The sequence below is a fragment of the Polymorphobacter sp. PAMC 29334 genome (assembly GCF_019431245.1).
Taxonomy (GTDB): Bacteria; Pseudomonadota; Alphaproteobacteria; order Sphingomonadales; family Sphingomonadaceae; genus Polymorphobacter_B; species Polymorphobacter_B megasporae.
Map to the genome: position 1 here is coordinate 435,108 of NZ_CP080243.1, position 21,374 is coordinate 456,481.

The following is a 21,374-nucleotide window of genomic DNA, read 5'->3' on the forward strand; positions in this document are numbered from 1 at the left end:
TGAACTGATGCGCTACCTCCCCCACACCGAAGCCGACCGGCGCGACATGCTCCGCGTCATCGGCGCGCCCGACATCGACGCGCTGTTCGCCGATGTCCCCGCCGCGGCGCGGCTCGACGCCCCGATCGCCGGGCTGACTCACCACATGCCCGAGATGCAGGTCGAACGGCACCTCGGCGCGATGGCGGCGAAGAACATGACCGCGAGCGGCGGGCCGTTCTTCCTCGGCTGCGGCGCGTACAAGCACCACGTTCCCGCCAGCGTCGACCATATCATCCAGCGTGGCGAGTTCCTGACGAGCTACACGCCGTACCAGCCCGAGATCGCGCAGGGGACGCTCCAGGTCCTGTTCGAATTCCAGACGCAGGTCGCGCGGCTAACGGGCATGGAGGTCGCCAACGCCTCGATGTACGACGGCTCGACCGCGATGACCGAGGCGGTGTTTATGGCGCGGCGGATCACGCGCCGGAAAGTCGCGCGCGTGTCTAGCGGGGTCCATCCGCATTACACCGGCGTTCTGAAGACCTTGACCCGCTTCACCGACGATGAGCTGGTCACCCGCACCCCCGACTTCACCCCCGACGACGACTTCACCGCGCTCGCCGCTGCGGTCGACGGCGAGACGAGCTGTGTCGTCGTCCAGAACCCGAACATCTTTGGGCACGTCGCCGATCTGTCGCCATTGGCCGCCGCGTGCCATGCCGCCGGGGCGCTGCTGATCGTCGTTGTTACCGAGGTCGTTTCGCTCGGGCTGATCCGCTCGCCCGGCGAGATGGGCGCCGATATCGTCGTCGCCGAGGGCCAGTCGATCGGCAACGGGCTCAATTACGGCGGGCCTTACCTCGGATTGTTCGCGTGCCGCGAGAAGCATGTCCGGGCGATGCCGGGGCGGTTGTGCGGCGAGACGGTCGATGCTGATGGACGGCGCGGGTTCGTCCTGACGCTGTCGACCCGCGAGCAGCACATCCGGCGGGAGAAGGCGACGTCGAACATCTGCACCAACTCGGGGCTCTGCGCACTGGCGTTCACTGTACATATGAGCCTGCTTGGTGAAAGCGGTTTGCGCAAGCTTGCGGCGCTCAACCATGCCCGGGCGGTCCAGCTGGCCGACCGGCTTGGGCGCATTCCCGGCGTCGAAGTCGTAACGACCAACTTTTTCAATGAGTTCACGCTCCGGCTCCCAGTCGAGGCGCGGCCCGTGGTGCGCAAGCTCGCCGACAAGGGCATCCTTGCCGGGGTGTCGCTCGGACGGCTGTTCCCGGGGGTCCACGACCTCGAACGCGGGCTCGTCGTCGCGGTCACCGAAACCGCGACCGACGCCGACATGGATGCTTTCGAAGACGCTCTCGACGAGGTGCTGGCATGACCACTTTCACCGGTAATCGCGCGCTAACCCTCGAGGAACCCTTGCTTTTCGAGAAAGGCGCGGTCGATCGCTGCGGGGTCGACCTGCCCGATGTCCCCGTCGTCGCGACGCGCCTCGGCGGGCTCGAACGCCACCGCGAGATCGGCCTGCCCGGCCTCAGCGAGCCCGACACAGTCCGCCATTTCACGCGGCTGAGCCGCCAGAACTACGCGATCGATATGGGAATATTCCCACTTGGTTCGTGCACGATGAAGCATAACCCGCGGTTGAACGAGAAGATGGCGCGGCTTCCCGGGTTCGCCGATATTCATCCGCTCCAGCCGGTCGACACCGTCCAGGGCGCGCTGCAGCTGATCGACGAGCTGGCGACGTGGTTGAAAAAGCTGACAAATATGCCCGAGGTGGCGATGTCGCCGAAGGCCGGGGCACACGGCGAATTGTGCGGGATGCTCGCCATCCGCGCCGCCCACGATGCCGCCGATCTCGCTGCCGCTACGGGCGCACATAGTGCCGCACAGGCCCGCACCCCACGCCGAACCGTGCTGGTCCCCGAGAGCGCCCACGGCACCAACCCGGCGACGGCGGCCTTCTGCGGCTATGCGGTCGAAAACATCCCGGCAAACGCCGCCGGCCGCGTCGACCTCGCCGCGCTGACCGCCCGCCTCGGTCCCGACATCGCCGCATTGATGATCACCAACCCCAACACCTGCGGGCTGTTCGAACCCGACATGATCGCGATCTGCGACGCGGTCCACGCGGCGGGGGCGTACGTCTATTGCGACGGGGCAAACTTCAACGCGATCGTCGGGCGCGTCCGCCCCGGTGACCTCGGCATCGATGCGATGCACATCAACCTCCACAAGACGTTTTCGACCCCCCACGGCGGCGGCGGCCCGGGGTCGGGGCCGGTGGTGTTCTCGGCGGCGCTCGCCCCGTTCGCGCCGCTGCCGTTCGTCCGCAAGGTCCGCGACAAATACGAGCTCGTCGAGGAAGCGCAGGCGCTCGCGTCCGCCGACCACGATCACAGCTTCGGACGGATGGTCGCGTTTCATGGCCAGATGGGTATGTTCGTCCGCGCCTTGAGCTACATCCTCAGCCACGGCGCCGACGGGCTGCGCCAGGTCGCCGAGGACGCGGTCCTCAACGCGAACTACATCCTGCGCAGCCTTCAGGACGTCTACACCGCGCCGTTCGCCGATGCCGGGCCGTGCATGCACGAGGCGCTGTTCAGCGACGACTTTCTCGACGGGACGGGGCTGACGACGCTCGACCTCGCCAAGGCGATGATCGACGAGGGCTTCCACCCGATGACGATGTACTTCCCGCTCGTCGTCCACGGCGCGATGCTCGTCGAGCCGACCGAGACCGAGAGCAAGGCGAGTCTCGATCAATTGATCGGCGCGATGCGGTCGATCGCGACGCGGATGCTCAGCGAACCCGCCGCGACCTTCAAGGAATCGCCGCACCTCGCTCCGCGTCGGCGCCTCGACGAAACCGCCGCCGCGCGCAAGCCGGTGCTGACATGGCGCGAGCCCGCGGCGTCGATCGCGGCGGAGTAAAGCGGTCGTTGTCGGCGCACGAAACCAACATTCGAAGGCGTCGCATGGCGGTTAAGTTGCTCGACCGACGACAGAATGTGGAAAAGTTCGTTTCGGCATCAATCGGCATATGACAGGCACAGTGTAAAAACCGCAGTACGGTACCGAACAAATCCGAACTCGCCCCTCGTCGCGTCGTAAGTGCGCTGACGCGGGTCAATCGGGCGACAGTATGCCCGCGCAAATCGCCCCATGCGGCGATTACCCTATCTTATGGGAATACGAACGCGCACAGTGATGCGCAGAGGTGCCACCCGATGAAGATAACTCAATCGTCGGCGAGCAATCTGCTCCTGCGGAATATGCTCCCCGATGACTATGCGCTGATCGAAAACGATATCGTTCGCATTCCGCTGCCGGTCGGATTGCGCCTCCACGAGGCGCACCGGGCGATTACCCGGGTCTATTTCCCCGAAGACGGCCTCGTTTCGATTGTCGCGGTGACGCCCGCCGGCAAGCAGTGCGAGGTCGGCGTGTTCGGTCGCGAAGGCATGTCGGAAACCGCGACGGTGCTCGGAACCGACAATGCGCCGTACGAGGCGTACGTCCAGGTCGGCGGGGTGTCGGCGCTGAGCCTGCCGGTCGAGTCGTTGACCGAGGCGTTCGACGCGAGCCCGACGTTGCGGCGGCATTTACTGCGCTATTGCCAGGCGATGATGATCCAGCTGTCGAGTTCGATCGCGGCGGCGGGGCTGACGATCCCGCAGCGCCTCGCGCGCTGGCTGCTGATGGCGCACGACCGCGCTCCGGCCGATAACATCGGACTGACCCACGAATTCCTGTCGATGATGCTCGGCGTCCGCCGCGGCGGCGTCACCATCGCGCTGCAGACGCTGACCGCCGCCGGAATGATCGCGACGAGCCGGTCGGTGATCGCCATCCGCGACCGTGCCGGGCTCAAGCTGCTCGCGGGCGACGGCTATGGCCTCGCCGAAAGCGAATATGAGCGACTGATCGGCGAGCCGCTCGAGCGGACTGGGCATTTCGACGCCCGAACCGTGGTTTCGCTCACCGGCGACTGACGTCACGGCAGGGGCGAGCCGGGCGATCGGGCGCGGTGCCACGCATCCGGGTGAGGGAGCCTGAAGAGTCGGGGGGTGTGGGCGGTCAGGCTGCAGCGAGCGCCGGCCGCCCATTTTCGAACAGCGCAGCAGCGTGGTCGAGCGGCATCGGACGGCCGAGATGATAGCCCTGCGCCAGCTCGATCCCGAGCGCGCGCAAGGTCGCGAGTTCGGCGGACGTCTCGACCCCCTCGGCGATCAACAGGCTGCCGATGTCGCGGGCAAATCCGGCGATCGCCCCGGTCAGCGCCTGTCGCGCCCGATCCTCGTCGATCCCGCGCGTCAGGTGCATGTCGAGCTTGATCAGGTCGGGGCGCAGGTCGAGGATGTGGTGGAGGCTGGCATAGCCGGCACCGGCGTCGTCGACCGCGAGCCGCAGACCGGCGCGGCGCAGCGGGCGGAGCGCCTGCGTCATCGCCGAATAGTCGACGATCAGGTCGTGTTCGGTGATCTCGAGGACGATGCGGTCGACCGGGACCCCCGCGAACGCGCTGTCGAGCTCGCCGCTGAGCACGGTGGCAGGCGACGCGTTAACCGAAAGATACGCCATGTCCGGAAACGCGGCGAGGCCGGCGAGGCCGCGGTGGATCGCGGCGATTTCGAGTGCGGTGCCGAGCCCGGCGGCGGCTGCCTCGGCAAACCAGTGATCGGGGCCGTAGCTCGGCCACGACGCGAAGCGGCTCAGGCATTCGCAACCGACGGGTGCCATGGTCACGAGGTTCCAGATCGGCTGGTAGACGATCGTCATCGCGTCGTCGGACATCACGCTGGTGATTCGGTTGCGGCGGTCGTCGACGATCGCCCGTGCGGCATGCTCGCGGTTGATCTCGAACTCGGCGAGGTCGGCGAACACGCGCATCATGGCGAGGTCGCGCCCGGACAGCGTCGGGTCGGCCACCTGCCCGAGACAACAGAACATGCCGTAGGTACTGCCGTCGGCGCGGCGCAGCGGGACGCTCATATGCCTGCCGATCGGGATCGCCAACGCCCCCGGCATTGCCGCGGCAAGCGGCTCGGCGGCGGTGTCGGGCATCAGTTCGGGCAAGCGCCCGGCGAGGATGTGGCCGCAAAAGACGTCGTCGAGCGCGTGTGAATCGCCGGGTTTGATAAATTCACCGAGGCCCGGAGCGTCGACAGTCCGAAACACGACCCGGTCGCCGACGATTTCGGATACAAAAGCAACGTCCATGCCGAGATGCGTGCGGATCGAATCGAGCGCGCGCGCGACGACGTCCCCGCGTGGTTCTGCCTTGATGAGGCCGGCGATCGTCGTGGCAAGTTCAGCAGGCATTCGTTTCGACTCCGCGCCCCCAATTTGTGTACAATATCGTACCGGATGGAGGAATGAACTTTTGATGGGCAAGACTCGATCGATGCCGATTTTCCGCGTCAGTCGACGACCGCTCCGGCGTCGCGGCACAGGTCGGTGATCGACCCGGGCGCGGGGATAAAGGCGGCAATCTCGCCGATTGCGGCGCGCCCCTGCATCAGGCGAACCGCGGCGATCGGGCCGCCGTGCGCGACGACGACGACACGGTCGCCGTCGGGGAGTCGTGCCCAAGCCCGCGCTGCCCGGTCGACGAGGTTGCGCGTCGTCTCGCCGCCGCCGGGGCGAAAAGTGTCGGGCGCGGTCAGCATCCCATCCATCGCCGGCCCGGTTGCGCGCCAGATCGCGGTCCAACTCAGCCCTTCCCACGCGCCGAAGTCGCGCTCGCGCCAGTCGAAATCGATGACCGGGGCGATGCCGAGGCGCGCGCCGAGCCAGCCCGCGAGGATCGCTGCCCGCCGCGATCCCGAATGGACGATTGCGTCGACCGGGCCCGTCCATTGGTCGACGAGGTCGCGCGCGGCGCGGGTACCGGCCCGGCTGAGCCCGACGTCGCTGCGCCCGTAACAGCGCCCGCGCCACGCCCGCGCGACCTCGGTATGGCGAACCAGCACGACGCGGCGCACTCTCATGCGGCGGACGCGAGGAGGAGCATGAGCTGACCGGCGTACGCCGCGAAGCCGAGGCAGTCCCCGGTGCTGCCGCCGATCCGCCGCAGGAGGAGCGCCCTGAACCAAATCAGGAACAGCGCGGCGGCGGCGGTCGCGGCAACCAACGCCAGCGGGCGTTCCACCGCGAACCACGCCAGCCCGGGCAGCGCGAGCAGGACCGCGACGGCGACATCGCCCCCGCCGATCGCCGCGCCGATATCCTTGGCGAGACCGGTCCCCGCCGCCGCCGGAGGGATCACCGCCATCACGACGACGACAAGCAGCCGCCCGAATGTCGCCGATGCGACGATCGCGGCGGTCGCGATTACCGGATCGAGGCCGACGATCGCCGCCGCGCGCAGCCCGACCGCGAGGAGGAGCCCGAGCGCGCCGTACGTGCCGATCCGGCTGTCCTTCATGATGTCGCGGACGTGACCGGCATCGCGCCCGCCGCCGAAGCCGTCGCAGAAGTCGGCGACGGCGTCCTCGTGGAACGCACCCGTCAGCCGCGCCTCGACGATCAGCGCGATGACCACCGCGATCGCGCGCGGCCAGATCGCCCCGGCTCCGGCGAACACCGCCGCCGTCACCACGCCGATCAACGCCCCGACGAGCGGAAACCACGCGACCGCGCGGCCGAGCCCGACCGAGACCTGCTCGGCGCTCAACGCCGCGAGCCCCGGCACCGGCACCCGCGTCAGGAATTGGACCGCGAGCAGCGGCGGGGCCCAGCCCGGGCATCGGACCGCCCGCGGGCAGTCAGTCGGCACGCGCCGCCCCGATGTCGGCGAGCAGGGCGACATCGCACGCCAGCGCCGCCGCGCTGTCGAGCAACGGCAATGCCACCAGCGCGCCGCTGCCCTCGCCGAGCCGCATCCCCCAATCGAGCAGCGGCGCGAGCCCGAGGTGCGCGAGCGCCGCGCCGTGCCCTGGCTCGGCCGAACGATGCCCGGCGATCATCATCGCGGCGGTCCCGGGGGAAAGCCGCTCGGCGATCAGCGCCGCCGCAGTTGCGACATAGCCGTCGAGCAGCAACGTCGCCCCGCGCCGCGCGCCTTCCGCAAAAAACCCCGCCATCGCAACAATCTCGAACCCCGCGACCGCCGCGATCGCCGCGACCGGGTCGGCAGCGAGTCGCAGCCGCGCCCGCTCGACCGCGTCGCGCACGACGTCGCGCTTGCGGATCAGGACCGCGTCATCGGCTCCGGCGCCGCGCCCGACCGCGTCGGCGAGCGGCGCTCCCGCGAGCAGCATCGTCAGGCACGCCGCTGGCGTCGTATTGCCGATCCCCATCTCGCCCGCGATCAGGACGACCGCGCCGCGGTCGAGGGCCTCGCCCGCTTCGCCGGTACCGATCGCCCACGCGGCGGCGAATTGCGCGCCCGACATCGCCGGGCCCTGCGACAGGTCGGCGGTACCGCGCGCAACCGCAGCGTCGCGGTAGAATTGCGGCGGTGCGGCGAGCGGCGGTCCGAGCGTGCCTGCGTCGACGAGGCGGAGATCGCAGCCATGCGCCGCCGCGAGTGCGCTCGACGTTGCCTTGCCCGCCGCAATCGTCGCGACCATCATCCCCGTCACCGCCGACGGCCACGCCGAAACACCCTGCGCGACGACGCCGTGGTCGCCGGCAAAGACGACCAAGGCGCGCGGTCGCGTCACCGGGTCGAGCCGACGCTGGATCGTCATCAGCCGCACCGCCAGCGTTTCGAGCGTTCCCAGGCTGCGCTGGGGCTTGGCGAGTGCATCGAGGTGCGCCTGCGGTGCGCGCGTCATCGGACGAACCGCGTTGCGGCGGGACCCAGCCGCGCCTGCCAGCCCTTGCGGTCGAGTTCGGGCGTCATCGCATCCTCCACCGGGGTGCCGAGGCACAGATAGCCCACCAGATGCCACGCCGGGGGCACCTCGAGCAGCCGCGTCACCGCCGCCGGATCGACGATCGACACCCAGCCAAGCCCGATTCCGTGCGCCCGCGCCGCCAGCCATAAGGTATGGATCGCGAGCACCACCGAATAGCGCAGCGTCTCGGGCATCGTCTGCCGCCCGAGGCCGTGCCCGTCCGCCGTCGCCTCGTCGCAGAACACCGCGATATGTTCGGGCGCCTCGCGCAAGCCGTGGAGCTTGAGCGCCCGGTAGGCAGCGCGCTCGGTCTCATCGTCATATATCTCAGCGGCTTGTGCGTTCGCCGCGTCGGCCGCCGCGATCACCGCCGACCGCAGCGCGGGTGTCACCACGCGGACGAAGCGCCACGGCTGGGCATTGCCGACCGATGGCGCGCACACCGCCCGGTCGAGCAAAGTGTCGATCAGGCCGGGCGGTAGCGGCTCGGTCGTAAAGTGCCGGACGTCGCGCCGCCACGCGAGCAAACGGTCGAGATCGGCGCGGAACGCAAGGTCGAACATCATCGCTGCCGCTCGCGCATCACCCGATGCGGCCGAGCGTGACGACGAAGCGGCTGCCGTCGCGCGCGGTGCCGATCTCGGTGGCGACGCCGTAGGTCTCGGCGATCCGCGCCTCGGTTAGCACCGCGTCGACCGCTCCGGCGGCGACGACGCACCCGTCGCGGAGGAGGACGACTTCGTCGGCGACGTGGAGCGCGTGGTTGAGATCGTGGAGGACGACGACAACCCCCGCGCCCGCAGACGCTGCTGCCTTGAGGACGGCGAGGACGTCGAGCTGGTGCGCCGGGTCGAGGCTGGCGAGCGGTTCGTCGGCGAGCAGCCACGCGGGCTCCCCGGCGAGGACGCGCGCGAGCAGGACGCGGCTGCGCTCGCCCCCCGACAGCGTGTTGACCACCCTGTCGCGGAGCCCGGCGATGTCGGTCGCGGCGATGGCGTGCTCGACCGCGGCGATGTCGGCGGGGCTTCGGCCCCATCCCGCGCGATGCGGGAAACGGCCGAGTTCAACGAGCGTTGCCACGTTGACGTCCCAGTGGACGTCGGGGGTCTGCGGCAACAGCCCGAGCCTCCGCCCGCGCTCGCGGCGCTCGAGGGCAAGGACGCCGGTGCCGTCGAGCGTCGCGATGCCCTCGTCGGGTTCGCGCAGCCCGGCAAGGCAGGCAAGCAACGTGCTCTTCCCCGCGCCATTCGGCCCGAGGAGCGCAGTGACGCGGCCGGGGCTGCAGGCGACATCTACCCGATCGAGAATGGCGCGACCGCCGAAGCAGACGGTCAGCCCGGTGGTGGCAAGCCCGGTCATGCCAGCGACCGCCGCATCGAGGCGAGCAGCCAGAGAAAAAACGGCCCGCCGAGCAGCGCCATCGCGATCCCGAGGCGAAGCTCGCTGACCGTCGGGATCGCACGGCACGCGACGTCGGCGAGGAGCAGGAGCAACGCGCCGCCGAGCGCCGATGGCAGCAACGTCGCCGAAGGCCGCCCGCCGACGACGCGGCGGACCATGTGCGGCACCATCAGCCCAACGAAGCCGATGATCCCGGCGGCGGCGACCGAGGCGCCGATGCACAGTCCGACGCCGCCGACGATCAGCCATTGCAGCCGCGCGAGGTCGACCCCCATCGACCGCGCCGCCGACTCGCCCAATGTCAGCGCATCGAGCGACCGCGCGGTCGCGGCGATCATCACCGCACCGAGTCCGACGAGCGGCAGCGCGATCCTGACGTCGTCCCAGCTGCGGTCGGTCAGCGCCCCCATCAACCACGTGACGATCTCGGTCACCGCGAACGGGGTCGGCGCGACACTGATCGCCAGTGCGGTCAGCGACCCGGCGACGCTCGACACGATCACGCCCGCGAGCGCGAAGACGATCAGGCTGCCCGAGCGACCGGCGAGGAGCGCAAGGATCAGCATCGTTCCTGCCGCGCCGGCGAGTGCGAACGCCGGCAGGACGAGCGCCGACACCGCAAAGCCGAAATACAGCGACAGCACCGCACCGAGCGCCGCCCCCGCCGACACGCCGAACAGCCCGGGATCGGCAAGCGGGTTGCGGAGGTAGCCCTGCATCGCCGCGCCCGACAGGCCGAGCGCGGCACCGATGATGATTGCGAGGACGGTGCGCGGCAGCCGCAACTCGGCGATGATCAGCCAGCGCGGATCGGTCGCGCGCCACGCGTCGAACGGCACCCACACCTTGCCTGCGATCAGCGACAGCGCCGCCGCTGCGATGATCGCCAGCACGAGCAGCAGCGAGAAACGCGCGACGCTCATCGCGCCACCGAGGCGCGGATCGCCGCCAGCTGCGCGACCGCGGTGATGATCGTCGGCCCGGCGCATTGCAGCAGGCGGAACGGGTACGGGCGCACCGCGATATGGCTCGCCAGCGCCGCGACCGCCGGGTGCGACAGCATCCGGTCGGGCTGGCCGCGCGACTTGGTCACCGACAGCAGCACCGCGGGGGGCCGGTCGACGAGATATTCGACCGGAAGCACGTCCCATTTCTTCAGGCCGTAGCTCGCGCTGAGGTTGCGGAACCCGGTCCGCCGGAGCAGTTCGTCGGCGAGCGTTCCGGACCCCGGAACCAGCCCGCCGCCCTGCCAGATCAGCGCGTCGACCGGCGGCCCAGGGGGCGGCACGGCAGCCGCGACGGCGGCGTCGATCCGCGCGACCAGCGCCGCGCCCGCCGCGTCATGGCCGATCGCGGCGGCGATGGTGCGGATCTGTGCGTCGCTCTCAGCAATCGTCTCGGGCACCGGCAGTTTGAGCATCCGCACGTGCATCCGCCGCAGCGCATTGATCGTCGACGGGGCGACGTGCGACCCGGTGATGACGAGGTCGGGCGCGAGCGCGACGACCTCCTCGGCGGTCCCCGACGTCGCCTTGAAGCGGCGGGCGAGGTCGAGCGAAATCGAGGTCGCCTCGGGGTCCTGCGAATAATGGCTGATCCCGGCGATCTGCGCCGGATCGGCGACCTGCATCAGCACCGCGTCGACGCACGGGTTGAGCGAGACGATCCGGGGTCCGGGCGCTGCTGCGGCGAGCGCGAGGGCGAGCACGCCGATCAATATTCGACGCCCTTTTGCGCCTTGAAGCCTGCCTTGAACGGGTGTTTGACCTCCTCGAACTCGGTGACGAGGTCGGCGAGCTCGATCAGCTCGGGCTTCGCATTTCGCCCGGTGATGCAGATATGCTTGGTCAGCGGGCGGTCGCGCAAGAAATCGACGATCTCGGCGATCGGCAGCGTGTCGTGGCGCAGGACGATATTGAGCTCGTCGAGGATGACGAACTCGTACGACGGGTCGAGGATCAATTCCTTCGACCGCTCCCACGCCGCGCGCGCGGCGGCGATGTCGCGGGCGCGGTCCTGCGTGTCCCAGGTGAAGCCCTCGCCCATCACTTCGAAGGTCAGCAGGTCGGGATAGGCGTGGAAAAAGGTCTTTTCGCCGGTCTCCCAGCCGCCCTTCACGTATTGGACGATGCCGACCTTCATCCCCCAGCCGAGGCTGCGGATCGCCATGCCGAATGCCGACGACGACTTGCCCTTGCCGTTGCCGGTGTGGACGATGAGCAGGCCGCGTTCGAGCGTCCGCCGCTCCTGCATCCGCGCGCGGGCCGCCTGGACCCGCGCCATCCGCGCATTGTGGCGGGCATGATCCTCGGGCGTCTCGGTCACGACGGCTTCTCCTGCAAGGTAATTGCAACGTCACGCCACCGGACCCGCCGACCTGCACTCAGGGCATGATCGGCGAGTCCGGTCATCGCTTTAGTAGCTCAGCCGGATACCGCCGTACGCCGCGCGCCCGGTCGTCCCATAACCGTAGGTCGTCTCATACTTCTCGTCGAACAGGTTCTCGACGCGCGCGGTGACCGCGATCTGCTTCGTCAGCGGATACGCCGCGCGGAGGTCGGCGACGACATAACCCTGCAGCCGCCGGGTATTCGACGCATTGTCGAAGCTGCGTCCGACGTGGGTGACCGTCGCGCCGGTGTCGAGCCCGAAGCTCCAATGATAGTCAAGCAGCGCATTGACGGTCTGGCTCGGCCGCCGGAGCAACTGCTTGCCGAAGTTGACGTCGCCGGGCGAGCGGTTCTCGGCGTCGAGCGAGGTGTAGTTCGCCTGGAGCGTCAGCGCATCGATCGGTCGGACCAACAATGTCAGCTCGACGCCCTTGCTCACCGCCCGCGCGACATTGTCGTACGTCCCGAACGGGCGGTTGACGCAGATCCCGGTCAGCGGCGTGTTGCACGAGATGAAGTTGATCAGGTCCTTGCTGGTGCGGCTGAAGTAGGTCGCGCTCGCCTCGATCCGTCCTTCAAGGCCGCGCTGGGTGACCCCGGCGTCCCAGCCGCGCGAGCGTTCGGGGCGGAGCAGCTGGTTCCCGTATTCACTCTGCAACTGGTAGAGCGACGGCACCTTGAACCCCTCGCTATAGCTCGCGCGGAAGGTCGTGCCGCCGTCGTTCGGGGTGTAGACGCCGCTGCCTGCGAGCGTCGTCGTCCCGCCGAAGCGGCTGTGGCTATCGTAGCGCGCGCCGCCGGTTGCGGTAAGGCCGGTGATGGGCGTCACGACGACCTGGCCGTAGCCGCTGGTCAACGTCTGCGTCCCGATCGTCACCGGTCCGCCGAAGCTCGACGTCGTGAAGTGCGAACGTTCGCGCTCGGCCCCGAAGGTCGCATCGACGCCGGTGACGATGTTGGCGACGCCCTGGTATTCGAAGCGCTCGTTGCGCCCATTACCGGCGAAGGTCTCGGCGTTGGCGGCCGTCCCGTCATAATTGTGACGGCGGGTGTCGGTGATCGCGAAGCCGAGCCGGTTGTGGAGCCGCCCGTCGAACAGCGCGGCGTTGATCCCGGTATAGCCGACGATCTCGCGCGTCGTGCCATAGTCGGTGGTGTCGCCCAGGCTGAAATTCGGCGGCGGAAAGCCATCGAACCCAACGCGGCTATCCGAATACCAGCCGCGAAGGTCGACCGACACGTTGTCGTTCAGTGCAAGGTTCAAGTTGGCGTTCGCGCCGTAGTTGCGATAGCCATCCTTCTCCTTGCCGCCCTTGCGCTCGTCGAACGCCGAAATGCCGTCGGTGCGGAAATAGCCGCCGCCGAAGCTCGCCGACAGCGGACCGAACTTGTCCGAGACGTTGGCGACGCCCTGCCCGGTGTTGCGGTAGCCGTATTCGCCGCGCGCGTTGATGTGGAGATCGTCGGTCGGCGGGACGGTGATCAAATTGACGACGCCGCCGATCGCCTGGCTGCCCCACAGCACCGAACTCGGGCCACGCAGGATTTCGACGCGGGCGATGTTGCCGACGAGAAGGTTGCCGAAGTTAAAGCCGCCGCCGGGAGCCGACGGGTCGTTGAGCTTGATGCCGTCGATCAGCGCGACGGTCTGGTCGCTTTCAGCGCCGCGGATGAACACCGACGTCGCGGTGCCGATGCCGCCGTTGCGGGCAAAGCTGACCCCCGGAACGGTGCGGAGCAGATCGACGACCGTGTTGTCCTGGCGGCGGGCGATCTCGGCGGCGTCGATGACGGTGATCGACTGGCCGACCCGCGACAGCGGCTCGGGCGTGCGGTCGGCGGTGACGACGATCGTATCGGGCGCATCGTCGGCGCGGGCGGCGGCGGTCAGGACGAGGCCGGTGGAGGCGAGTAGAATATGAAATGAGCGCATTGGTATCCCCTTGATCGACAACAAGGGGCCGCATGCACCGGTGGCACGCATCAGCATTCGCGAAGACACGGGAGCTTTCCCGCGCGCACGACCCCGACGACGTCGACACGCGAGGATTTCACCTCGATCGCTTGGAACACCCCGTCCACGCGAAGGTACGACCGCGACAGGCAGGTCTCCTGGCTCCCGGGTCAGCACCTTCATCCCGCCTTCCCGGAGCGTAAACTCCAGTGGCACTTGGGCGAAGGCTCGCCGGTTACAGTTGCGGGCACAGCCCCGGATTACAGACCGACTGTCTGCTTCCGGGTTCCCTTTTCATCCCATCTCTGGGAACCTGTCACGATCGACGCCTTATCGGCGCGCGGCGGCGGGGGCAAGCAAGTTTGACCGAGACACGATCGACCTTGTTCATCGGCGGCGCGCGTTCGGGCAAGAGCCGGCTGGCACAACGCGCGGCCGAATCCTCCGGCGGCGAGCTCGTCTTCATCGCCACCGCGCAGGCGTTCGACGACGAGATGCGCGACCGCATCGCCCGCCATCGCAGCGACCGCGATGCCCGCTGGCGCACGGTCGAAAGCCCGCTCGACCTCCCCGAGGCAATCGTCCGCGAGGCGAGTGCCGGTCGCACGCTTCTGGTCGATTGCCTGACCTTGTGGGCAAGCAACACCATGCTTGCCGGGGTCGACGCCGACGCGGCAGGCGCTGAGCTTGTCGCGGCAATCGCGTCCTCCGCAGGGATCATCGTCCTCGTCACCAACGAAGTCGGCTGGGGAATCGTCCCCGACAACGCGCTTGCACGGCAGTTCCGCGACGTCGCCGGGCGACTGAACCAGCAAGTCGCCGCCGCTGTCGACGATGTCCGGCTGGTCGTCGCCGGGATCGCGATGCGACTGAAATAGCGGCGCGACAGACCACGCTTTCACCCGCGCGCGGCCATGCTATACCCCGCCCCGTGACCACCGCCCGCCGTCTCCGCACCGCCGCAATCATTCTCGGCGTGCTCGTCCTGCTCGGCGCGGCTGCCGCGGTCGGACTGTATGCGTGGGTGACGACCGGGCTGCCCGATGCGTCGAAACTCGCCGAATACGCCGCGCCGCTGCCGTCGACCGTGCGCGGCAACGACGGCACGATCCTAACGAGCTTCAGCCGCGAGCGTCGCCTGTACCTGAGCTACGACGAACTGCCGCCGCGGCTGGTCCAGGCGTATATCTCGGCCGAGGACAAGGACTTCTTCCACCACGGCGGAATCGACTTCCTCGGCATCGCCCGCGCCGCATGGACCAACCTCGGCTCGTCGGGCCGGCCCAAGGGCGCCTCGACGATCACCCAGCAGGTGGCGAAGAACCTGCTGCTCAACGGCGAGGTCAGCTACGTCCGCAAGCTGAAGGAGGCGGTGCTCGCACGGCGGATCGAGGCGGCGTTCACCAAGCAGCAGATCCTCGAACTCTACCTCAACCAGATATTCCTCGGGCGGAACAGCTACGGCGTCGAGGCGGCAGCGCAGTCGTATTTCGGCAAGTCGGTCGCCGATCTCGACCTCGCGCAGGACGCGTATCTTGCGATCCTGCCCAAGGCGCCGTCGACCTATTCGCCGACCGTCCATGTCGAACGCGCGCTCGCGCGGCGGGCGTATGTGCTCAACCAGATGGCGGCGAATGGCTATATCACCAAGGCCGAGGCAGCCGCAGCGACCGCCGAGCCGATCGACGCGGTGGCGAACCGCGCCCCACCGAAGCTCGATACCGGCGATTATTTCCTTGAGGACGTGCGGCGGACGCTGATCGCCAAGTTCGGCGAGAAGCCCGGCGACGGGCGCAACAGCGTCTACGGCGGCGGCCTCTGGATCCGCACCTCGCTCGACCCGAAGCTGCAGGCGGCGGCGGAGAAGGCGTTGCGCGACGGCCTCGTCCGCTACGACCGCGGCAAGGGCTGGCACGGCGCCCCGGCGCACATCGACACGGGCGACGGCTGGCCCGAGCGCTTGCAGTCGGTGCATCTCGGCGTCGGCTACGCCGATTGGTACCCGGCAGTCGTGCTCGGCCGCGAGGGCGAGGACTTCCGCATCGGCTTTACCGACGGCTCGACCGGCACGCTGCTCGCGTCGAGCGCGACGAGCACGCTCAACAACATCCCCGCCGCGCGGCTGCTCAAGACCGGCGATGTCGTCCCCGTGGCGAAGTCGGGGCGCAGTTACGCACTGCGTCAAATCCCGGCGATCTCGGGCGGGTTCGTCGCCGAGGACCCGCACACCGGGCGGGTGCTGGCGATGGTCGGCGGCTTCGACGCGCGCGCCTCGAGCTTCAACCGTGCGACGCAGGCGCTGCGCCAGCCGGGGTCGACCTTCAAGCCGATCGTCTATGCGACCGCGATGGACAACGGCTTCACCCCGTCGTCGATCGTCGTCGACGCGCCGTATTGCGTGTTTCAGACCAAGTCGCTCGGGACCAAGTGCTTCAAGAACTTCGGCGGCGGCTATGCCGGGGCGCAGACGTTGCGCTGGGGGCTTGAGCAGTCGCGCAACCTAATGACGGTGCGTGTCGCGTACAACACCGGCATGGACAAGGTCGTCGCGCAGGCCAAGGCGTTGGGCGTCGGCGACTATCCGGCGGTGCTCGCGATCGCGCTCGGCGCGGGCGACACGACGGTCGGGCGCATGGTCAACGCCTACTCACAGCTATTCAACGCCGGGCGCAAGATGTCGCCGACACTGATCGACTTCGTCCAGGACCGCGATGGCAAGGTGATCTGGCGCGCCGACGAGCGCCAGTGCGACGGCTGCAACACGCCAGACTATGCCGGCGAGCCGATGCCGCGCCCCGGCGGCGTCCCGAAACAGGCGATCGACGCGCGCACCGCCTACCAGATCGTCCATCTGATGGAAGGCGTCGTCACCCGCGGCACGGCGGTACGTCTGCGCGACTTCGAACGCCCGATGGCGGGCAAGACCGGCACGACCAACGGCCCGACCAACGTCTGGTTCGTCGGCGGCACCCCCGACCTCGTCGGCGGGCTGTACCTCGGCTACGACAAGCCGCGCCCGCTCGGCGGCGGCGCGCAGGGATCGACGATCGCGGTGCCGGTGTTCCACGAATTCGCCGACGTCGCGTTGAAGGACATGCCAAAGATCCCGTTCCAGGTCGCCCCCGGCATCCGCATGGTCAAGGTCGAGCGCCGCTCGGGCAAGCGAGTCTACGGCGGCACCCCCGACGATACCGACATCAAGGCGTCGATCATCTGGGAAGCGTTCAAACCGGAGAGCGAACCCCGCCGCACCGGGAGCCTGGCGCGCGATCCTGTCGCCGAAAAAGGCCGCATCGTGGTCCGCTCGGACTCCGATTTCTTGCGCAAGGCGGGCGGAATATACTAACGGCGCGGGAGAACGGGTGATGCTGACCGGTCTGCTATTATTGCTGGATCTTGCGACGCCATCCGCGGCTACCGCATGCGCGCCCGCCTCGATCACTCTGCAGGTTGATACTGCGACCGCCCTGGCCGCGAAGAACGACTTTATGGGTGCAAAGACGGCTCTCGATGGTGCTGTCCAGTGTCCGGTAGCAAATTATCCGGCGTATCTGGCGCACATCCTCCGCGCCGACCTTGCCGTCCGCGAGGGGGACTGGGCCACCGCCGCCGCTTCCCTTGTCAAGGTCGAGATTCATCCCGAGGCCAAGTTGAGCGCACGCGCCGGGTTTCTCCGCCTGCGCGCGGACTTGGGACTGAACGACAAGGTGGCCTTTGCTCGCGACCGTGCTGCGCTGGTTCAAGCCAACGAAAACGAGTTGGCGCAAGCGGGGCGGCGGATCGAGACCTTCCACGCTGGGTCAGCAGCGGTCAGCTCCTTCGAAGCCGCAATCGACCAAGGCCAGTTTCACCGGACGGTCGAGTTCATCATCGTTCCCGACGACCCCGTCGCCTACCCGGCGTCGATGCAGCTGACAGACGATCGACAGGCGGTGCAGGTCTCCGCTGGATTGGCAAAGCCGGGAGCGGCGAAACCCGCGCACGTCTGGTTCGTCGACCTTTACACGTGTCTGCGTCATTCGACGCTTGCGCCGCCGATCATCGGAGACGCCGCTCCGACCTATCCCGAACTCAAGGCGCAGTTGATCGCCAGGCTCGCCGACGGCACGGTTACTTCGGCAGTTCCGAGCGCGACGAATGCGATTTGCGCTTCGACGCCGTGGATCCTGCCGGGCCTCGGCCGCGTGCGCGCAAGCCGACCGCCCGAGGCCCCGGTAATGGACACGGCGCCCGTCCATCCCTAAGTCCGCGGCTAATCCGGAGATGTACCCATGCGTGCCGAGGGCGAAGCCCATGTCGTTAAAATTCAGCAGGCGCTCGACCTGCTGAGGAGGTTTCTTTGACTGGGATCGCGCCCTCCGCCGTCTCGACGAACTGAACGCGCGGGTTGAAGACCCGACGCTGTGGAACGACCCCAAGGCCGCGCAGGCGGTGATGCAGGAACGCCGCCGCCTCGATGAGGCGATCTCGGCGACGCGCGCGATCGAGAGCGAACTCGCCGACACCTCCGAACTGATCGAGATGGCCGAGGCCGAGGGCGACACCGCTATGGCCGACGACGGCGTCGCTGCGCTGGGCGCGCTCGCAGCGAAGGCCGAGACCGACAAGGTTGCAGCCCTCCTTGCCGGAGAGGCCGACGGCAACGACAGCTATATCGAGGTCAATTCGGGCGCGGGCGGGACCGAGAGCCAGGATTGGGCCGGGATGCTCCAGCGAATGTACACCCGCTGGGGCGAGAAGCGCGGCTTCAAGGTCGAGCTGATGGACTATCACGCCGGCGAGCAGGCGGGGATAAAGTCGGCGACGCTTTTGTTCAAGGGCGCGGGCGCGTACGGCTGGGCCAAGACCGAAAGCGGCGTCCACCGCCTCGTCCGGATCAGCCCGTACGACAGCGCGGCGCGGCGGCACACCAGCTTCGCCAGCGTCTGGGTCTACCCGGTGGTCGACGACGACATCGACATCGTCGTCGACGACAAGGACTTGAAGATCGACACCTACCGCGCCTCTGGGTCGGGCGGGCAGCACGTCAACACCACCGACTCAGCGGTCCGCATCACCCATTTGCCGAGCGGCGTCGTCGTTGCGTGCCAGAACGAGCGGTCGCAGCACAAGAACCGCGCGACGGCGATGAAGATGCTCAAGGCGCGGCTGTACGAACGCGAGCTTCAGCGGCGCGAGGCGGAATCGGCGGAGGTCGAGGCGGGCAAGACCGACATCGGCTGGGGTCACCAGATCAGATCGTACGTCCTCCAGCCGTACCAGCTGGTCAAGGACCTGCGGACTGGCGTCACCAGCACTGCGCCAGGGGATGTGCTCGACGGTGCGTTGGACCCGTTCATGGCGGCGGCGCTGAGCCAGCGGGTTACGGGCGAACAGGTCGACGTCGACGACGCGGATTAGGGGGCGGGATTGGTCGTCTTTTTCCGGACTTCCCACCGGATCGGGACGATCTTTGTCGATTCGACTGCGAAGCCGTTTTCGCGCGCTGGCGTGAACTTGAAGCTGCGAAAAGCGACGATACAGGCCTTTTCGTCGAAGTCGGTAGACCCGCTCGAAGACTGGACCGCGCATTTCTTGACGAGGCCGTCGGCGCCGATCAGCACATCGACCTTGGTCACCCTTTCGCGCCGTTCGGCGATTGCCTGCGGCGGGTAATCACTCGCAATGGCATTCTGCGCGCGTGCGCTGGCCGCGCTGCCGACCAGAGCGCATGCCGCCGCGACCGTTGTCCGATACATCGCACCCTCCGCTGCCAGCTCGGCTTGGCAAGGTTTGCCATAAGCCCTAGATATCGCCAATGGCCACGATGAACATCTCTCTCCCCGACCCGATGAAGCAGTGGATCGAGGCGCAGGCGACGACGGGACGGTACAGCAATGTAAGCGACTTCGTCCGTGATCTGGTCCGGCGCGAGCAGGAGCGGCGGGAGAAGATCGCGGCGATTCAGCGCCTGGTCGATGAGGCGCGCGCGAGCGGCGTCGGTGAGCGGAGCATGGCGGATATTCGCGAAGGCGTTCTTCGCCGAGCAGGGGTGACGGCATAGGGCGGTGCCCGTCTATCGGCTGAGCCGTGCTGCCGACGACGATATCGACGCGATCTTCTTTGCCGGCATCGAGATGTTCGGCGTGGCACATGCCGAGACTTATTACGCGGGGTTGTCCGCCGCGCTGGCCTTCCTCGCCGACAATCCCTTCGCTGCCCGACTGAGGCGCGAGATCGAACCGCCGGTGCGGGCGTGGCGCCACAAGGCGCACCTGATCGTCTACGAGGTCGACACCGACGGTATTCTGGTCCTGCGGGTGCGTCATGGCCGCGAGGATTGGCTGGGTTCCGGCGAGGAGTGAGCGGCCTTTCGCACCTTTGGTTCGTCCCCTACAGGAGAGGCTAGACAAGGGGCCACCATGATCCGCACACTGTTACTCGCCGCCGTCCTCGCCACGCCCGCGACCGCAGAAACCGTCGCAGTCACTGCCGCCCACCTGCTCGACCCCGCTACCGACAAGACAATCGACAACCCCGTCGTCGTCGTTACCGACGGCCATGTCGTTGCGAGCGGCAGCGGCATCGCTATTCCCGCCGACGCGCGGCGGATCGACTTGCCCGGCATGACCCTCCTTCCCGGGCTGATCGACCTTCACGTCCACCTGACCGGCGACGCCGCGATCGGGGGCTATCGGCGCTATGCCTATACCGATGGCTTCTGGACGATCGTCGGGGTCGCCAATGCGAAGACGACGCTCGACGCGGGCTTCACCACGGTCCGCAATGTCGGCTCGGACCACTTCGACGACGTCGCGCTGCGACAGGCGGTCGACGCGGGCCTTATCGCCGGGCCGCGTATCGTCACCGCGGCGTATGCGATCGGCGCGACCGGCGGGCATTGCGACAACGCCACGCTGCCGCCGTCGTACGATCGCAAGGACGCGTCGATCGTCGATTCACCCGAGGAGGCCCGCGCCAAGGTCCGCTGGCTGCACAAATACGGCGCGCAGGTCATCAAGATCTGCGCGACCGGCGGCGTGTTCTCGACCGGGGACGCGGTCGGCGCGCAGCAGCTCACCTTCGATGAGATGAGGGCGATCACCGACGAGGCGCACATGCTCGGAATGAAAGTTGCGGCGCACGCGCACGGCGACGACGGCATCCGCACCGCGATCATGGCCGGCGTCGACACGATCGAGCACGCCAGCCTCGCCAGCGACGCGACGATCGTGCTCGCCAAGGCGCACGGCAGCTTCTTCGACATGGATATCTACAACGACGATTATATCCTCGCGACGGGGACTGCGAACGGCACGTCGCAGGAGAGTCTCGACAAGGAAAAGACGATCGGCCTCAAGCAGCGCCAAACCTTCCAGCGCGCGGTCAAGGCCGGGGTGAAGATGGGCTTCGCGACCGACGCCGGGGTCTATCCGCACGGCACCAATGCGCGCCAGTTCGCGACGATGGTCCAGTGGGGCATGACCCCGCTCCAAGCGATCCGCGCGGCGACGACGACCGCGGCGCTCGCGCTCGGGCGGACCGATGTCGGCGCGCTCGAGCCGGGTGACTGGGGTGACATGATCGCGGTCGCGGGCGATCCGCTGGGCGATGTAAAGCTGCTGCAGGCGATCCCGGTGGTGATCAAAGGCGGAGTGTTGGTGAAAGACGGTCGCACGGCAAAATAGTCTTGTGATATTTCGAGGGGGCGGTCGGGCAGGCCGCGGCGGACCGCCAATGTAAAGATATCCGACACAATTACCTCGCATAATCATTAACTAAAATCGCGATATTCCAATGATTATTCGCGTA

General features: G+C 68.0%; 21 protein-coding genes and 1 riboswitch. Of the genes, 10 read left to right on the top strand and 11 right to left on the bottom strand.

Translation table 11 applies throughout. From position 1 onward, the window contains the following. Positions 1-7: 7 nt before the first annotated feature. The 3 genes from gcvPA (at position 8) to KZX46_RS05915 (ending at position 3,986) form a co-directional block, all read left to right on the top strand. Positions 8-1,366, top strand: a complete 1,359-nt coding sequence (gene gcvPA, locus KZX46_RS05905) for an aminomethyl-transferring glycine dehydrogenase subunit GcvPA (protein ID WP_219775869.1) — start codon at positions 8-10, stop codon at positions 1,364-1,366. Continuing rightward, positions 1,363-2,925 (top strand): aminomethyl-transferring glycine dehydrogenase subunit GcvPB, encoded by a 1,563-nt coding sequence (gcvPB, locus tag KZX46_RS05910; protein WP_219775870.1) that lies wholly within the window; start codon positions 1,363-1,365, stop codon positions 2,923-2,925. The genes gcvPA and gcvPB overlap by 4 nt, the downstream gene beginning before the upstream one ends. Positions 2,926-3,221: 296 nt before the next feature. Continuing rightward, positions 3,222-3,986, top strand: coding sequence for a Crp/Fnr family transcriptional regulator (locus KZX46_RS05915; protein ID WP_219775871.1), 765 nt, complete (start codon positions 3,222-3,224; stop codon positions 3,984-3,986). A gap of 85 nt (positions 3,987-4,071) precedes the next feature. Here KZX46_RS05915 and KZX46_RS05920 read toward each other — a convergent pair whose 3' ends face one another. The 10 genes from KZX46_RS05920 to KZX46_RS05965 form a co-directional block, all read right to left on the bottom strand. After that, the gene (locus KZX46_RS05920; RefSeq protein WP_219775872.1) at positions 4,072-5,316 is read right to left on the bottom strand and encodes an EAL domain-containing protein; all 1,245 of its coding nucleotides are present in this window, start codon (positions 5,314-5,316) and stop codon (positions 4,072-4,074) included. A 98-nt stretch (positions 5,317-5,414) separates the two neighbouring features. Beyond that, positions 5,415-5,966 carry a histidine phosphatase family protein gene (locus KZX46_RS05925; RefSeq protein WP_255615292.1) on the bottom strand — a complete coding sequence of 184 codons (552 nt, stop codon included), beginning with the start codon at positions 5,964-5,966 and terminating at the stop codon, positions 5,415-5,417. Positions 5,967-5,980: 14 nt separating this feature from the next. Continuing rightward, positions 5,981-6,772 carry an adenosylcobinamide-GDP ribazoletransferase gene (locus KZX46_RS05930; protein WP_226896125.1) on the bottom strand — a complete coding sequence of 264 codons (792 nt, stop codon included), beginning with the start codon at positions 6,770-6,772 and terminating at the stop codon, positions 5,981-5,983. After that, positions 6,762-7,775: a nicotinate-nucleotide--dimethylbenzimidazole phosphoribosyltransferase gene (gene cobT, locus KZX46_RS05935; RefSeq protein ID WP_219775875.1), complete on the bottom strand. Its 1,014-nt coding sequence runs from the start codon at positions 7,773-7,775 to the stop codon at positions 6,762-6,764. Before cobT ends, KZX46_RS05930 begins: the two co-directional genes overlap by 11 nt. After that, the gene (bluB, locus tag KZX46_RS05940) at positions 7,772-8,404 is read right to left on the bottom strand and encodes a 5,6-dimethylbenzimidazole synthase (RefSeq protein ID WP_219775876.1); all 633 of its coding nucleotides are present in this window, start codon (positions 8,402-8,404) and stop codon (positions 7,772-7,774) included. Before bluB ends, cobT begins: the two co-directional genes overlap by 4 nt. Positions 8,405-8,420: 16 nt before the next feature. After that, positions 8,421-9,197 (bottom strand): ABC transporter ATP-binding protein, encoded by a 777-nt coding sequence (locus tag KZX46_RS05945; protein ID WP_219775877.1) that lies wholly within the window; start codon positions 9,195-9,197, stop codon positions 8,421-8,423. Continuing rightward, positions 9,194-10,162, bottom strand: a complete 969-nt coding sequence (locus tag KZX46_RS05950; protein WP_219775878.1) for an iron ABC transporter permease — start codon at positions 10,160-10,162, stop codon at positions 9,194-9,196. Before KZX46_RS05950 ends, KZX46_RS05945 begins: the two co-directional genes overlap by 4 nt. After that, positions 10,159-10,947: an ABC transporter substrate-binding protein gene (locus KZX46_RS05955; RefSeq protein ID WP_226896253.1), complete on the bottom strand. Its 789-nt coding sequence runs from the start codon at positions 10,945-10,947 to the stop codon at positions 10,159-10,161. Before KZX46_RS05955 ends, KZX46_RS05950 begins: the two co-directional genes overlap by 4 nt. Before the next feature lie 5 nt (positions 10,948-10,952). Next, positions 10,953-11,564: a cob(I)yrinic acid a,c-diamide adenosyltransferase gene (gene cobO, locus KZX46_RS05960; protein WP_216709566.1), complete on the bottom strand. Its 612-nt coding sequence runs from the start codon at positions 11,562-11,564 to the stop codon at positions 10,953-10,955. 90 nt (positions 11,565-11,654) lie between these two features. Continuing rightward, on the bottom strand, positions 11,655-13,562 hold the full coding sequence (locus KZX46_RS05965; protein WP_219775879.1) for a TonB-dependent siderophore receptor: 1,908 nt from the start codon (positions 13,560-13,562) through the stop codon (positions 11,655-11,657). A gap of 151 nt (positions 13,563-13,713) precedes the next feature. Beyond that, a riboswitch (cobalamin riboswitch) is annotated at positions 13,714-13,915 on the bottom strand. A 30-nt stretch (positions 13,916-13,945) separates the two neighbouring features. Here KZX46_RS05965 and cobU point away from each other — a divergent pair. From cobU to prfB, 4 genes are all read left to right on the top strand, one after another. Then, on the top strand, positions 13,946-14,461 hold the full coding sequence (cobU, locus tag KZX46_RS05970) for a bifunctional adenosylcobinamide kinase/adenosylcobinamide-phosphate guanylyltransferase (protein WP_216709568.1): 516 nt from the start codon (positions 13,946-13,948) through the stop codon (positions 14,459-14,461). Positions 14,462-14,514: 53 nt separating this feature from the next. Then, positions 14,515-16,929 (top strand): penicillin-binding protein 1A, encoded by a 2,415-nt coding sequence (locus tag KZX46_RS05975; RefSeq protein WP_226896126.1) that lies wholly within the window; start codon positions 14,515-14,517, stop codon positions 16,927-16,929. A 142-nt stretch (positions 16,930-17,071) separates the two neighbouring features. Then, the gene (locus KZX46_RS05980) at positions 17,072-17,827 is read left to right on the top strand and encodes a hypothetical protein (protein WP_219775880.1); all 756 of its coding nucleotides are present in this window, start codon (positions 17,072-17,074) and stop codon (positions 17,825-17,827) included. Positions 17,828-17,854: 27 nt separating this feature from the next. Beyond that, positions 17,855-18,983, top strand: a protein-coding gene (prfB, locus tag KZX46_RS05985; protein WP_219775881.1) for a peptide chain release factor 2 whose coding sequence is annotated in 2 segments (ribosomal slippage) — positions 17,855-17,923 and positions 17,925-18,983 — 1,128 coding nt in all. Because the reading frame shifts where the segments join, the coding sequence is not laid out codon by codon here. On the opposite strand, the gene KZX46_RS05990 is transcribed toward prfB, so the two are convergent. Further along, entirely contained in the window at positions 18,980-19,321 is a 342-nt protein-coding gene (locus KZX46_RS05990) for an energy transducer TonB (RefSeq protein WP_219775882.1), read from the bottom strand. The genes prfB and KZX46_RS05990 overlap by 4 nt on opposite strands. Before the next feature lie 68 nt (positions 19,322-19,389). Between KZX46_RS05990 and KZX46_RS05995 the strand changes: the two genes are divergently transcribed. The 3 genes from KZX46_RS05995 to KZX46_RS06005 are packed head-to-tail and all read left to right on the top strand — an operon-like array spanning position 19,390 to position 21,250. Next, positions 19,390-19,626 (top strand): type II toxin-antitoxin system ParD family antitoxin, encoded by a 237-nt coding sequence (locus KZX46_RS05995; protein WP_370647502.1) that lies wholly within the window; start codon positions 19,390-19,392, stop codon positions 19,624-19,626. A 4-nt stretch (positions 19,627-19,630) separates the two neighbouring features. Then, complete coding sequence (locus KZX46_RS06000; RefSeq protein ID WP_219775884.1) at positions 19,631-19,927, top strand: type II toxin-antitoxin system RelE/ParE family toxin; 297 nt, start codon at positions 19,631-19,633, stop codon at positions 19,925-19,927. A gap of 57 nt (positions 19,928-19,984) precedes the next feature. Then, a complete protein-coding gene (locus tag KZX46_RS06005) occupies positions 19,985-21,250 on the top strand; it encodes an amidohydrolase family protein (RefSeq protein WP_219775885.1) in 1,266 nt (421 codons plus the stop codon). Positions 21,251-21,374 lie beyond the last annotated feature (124 nt).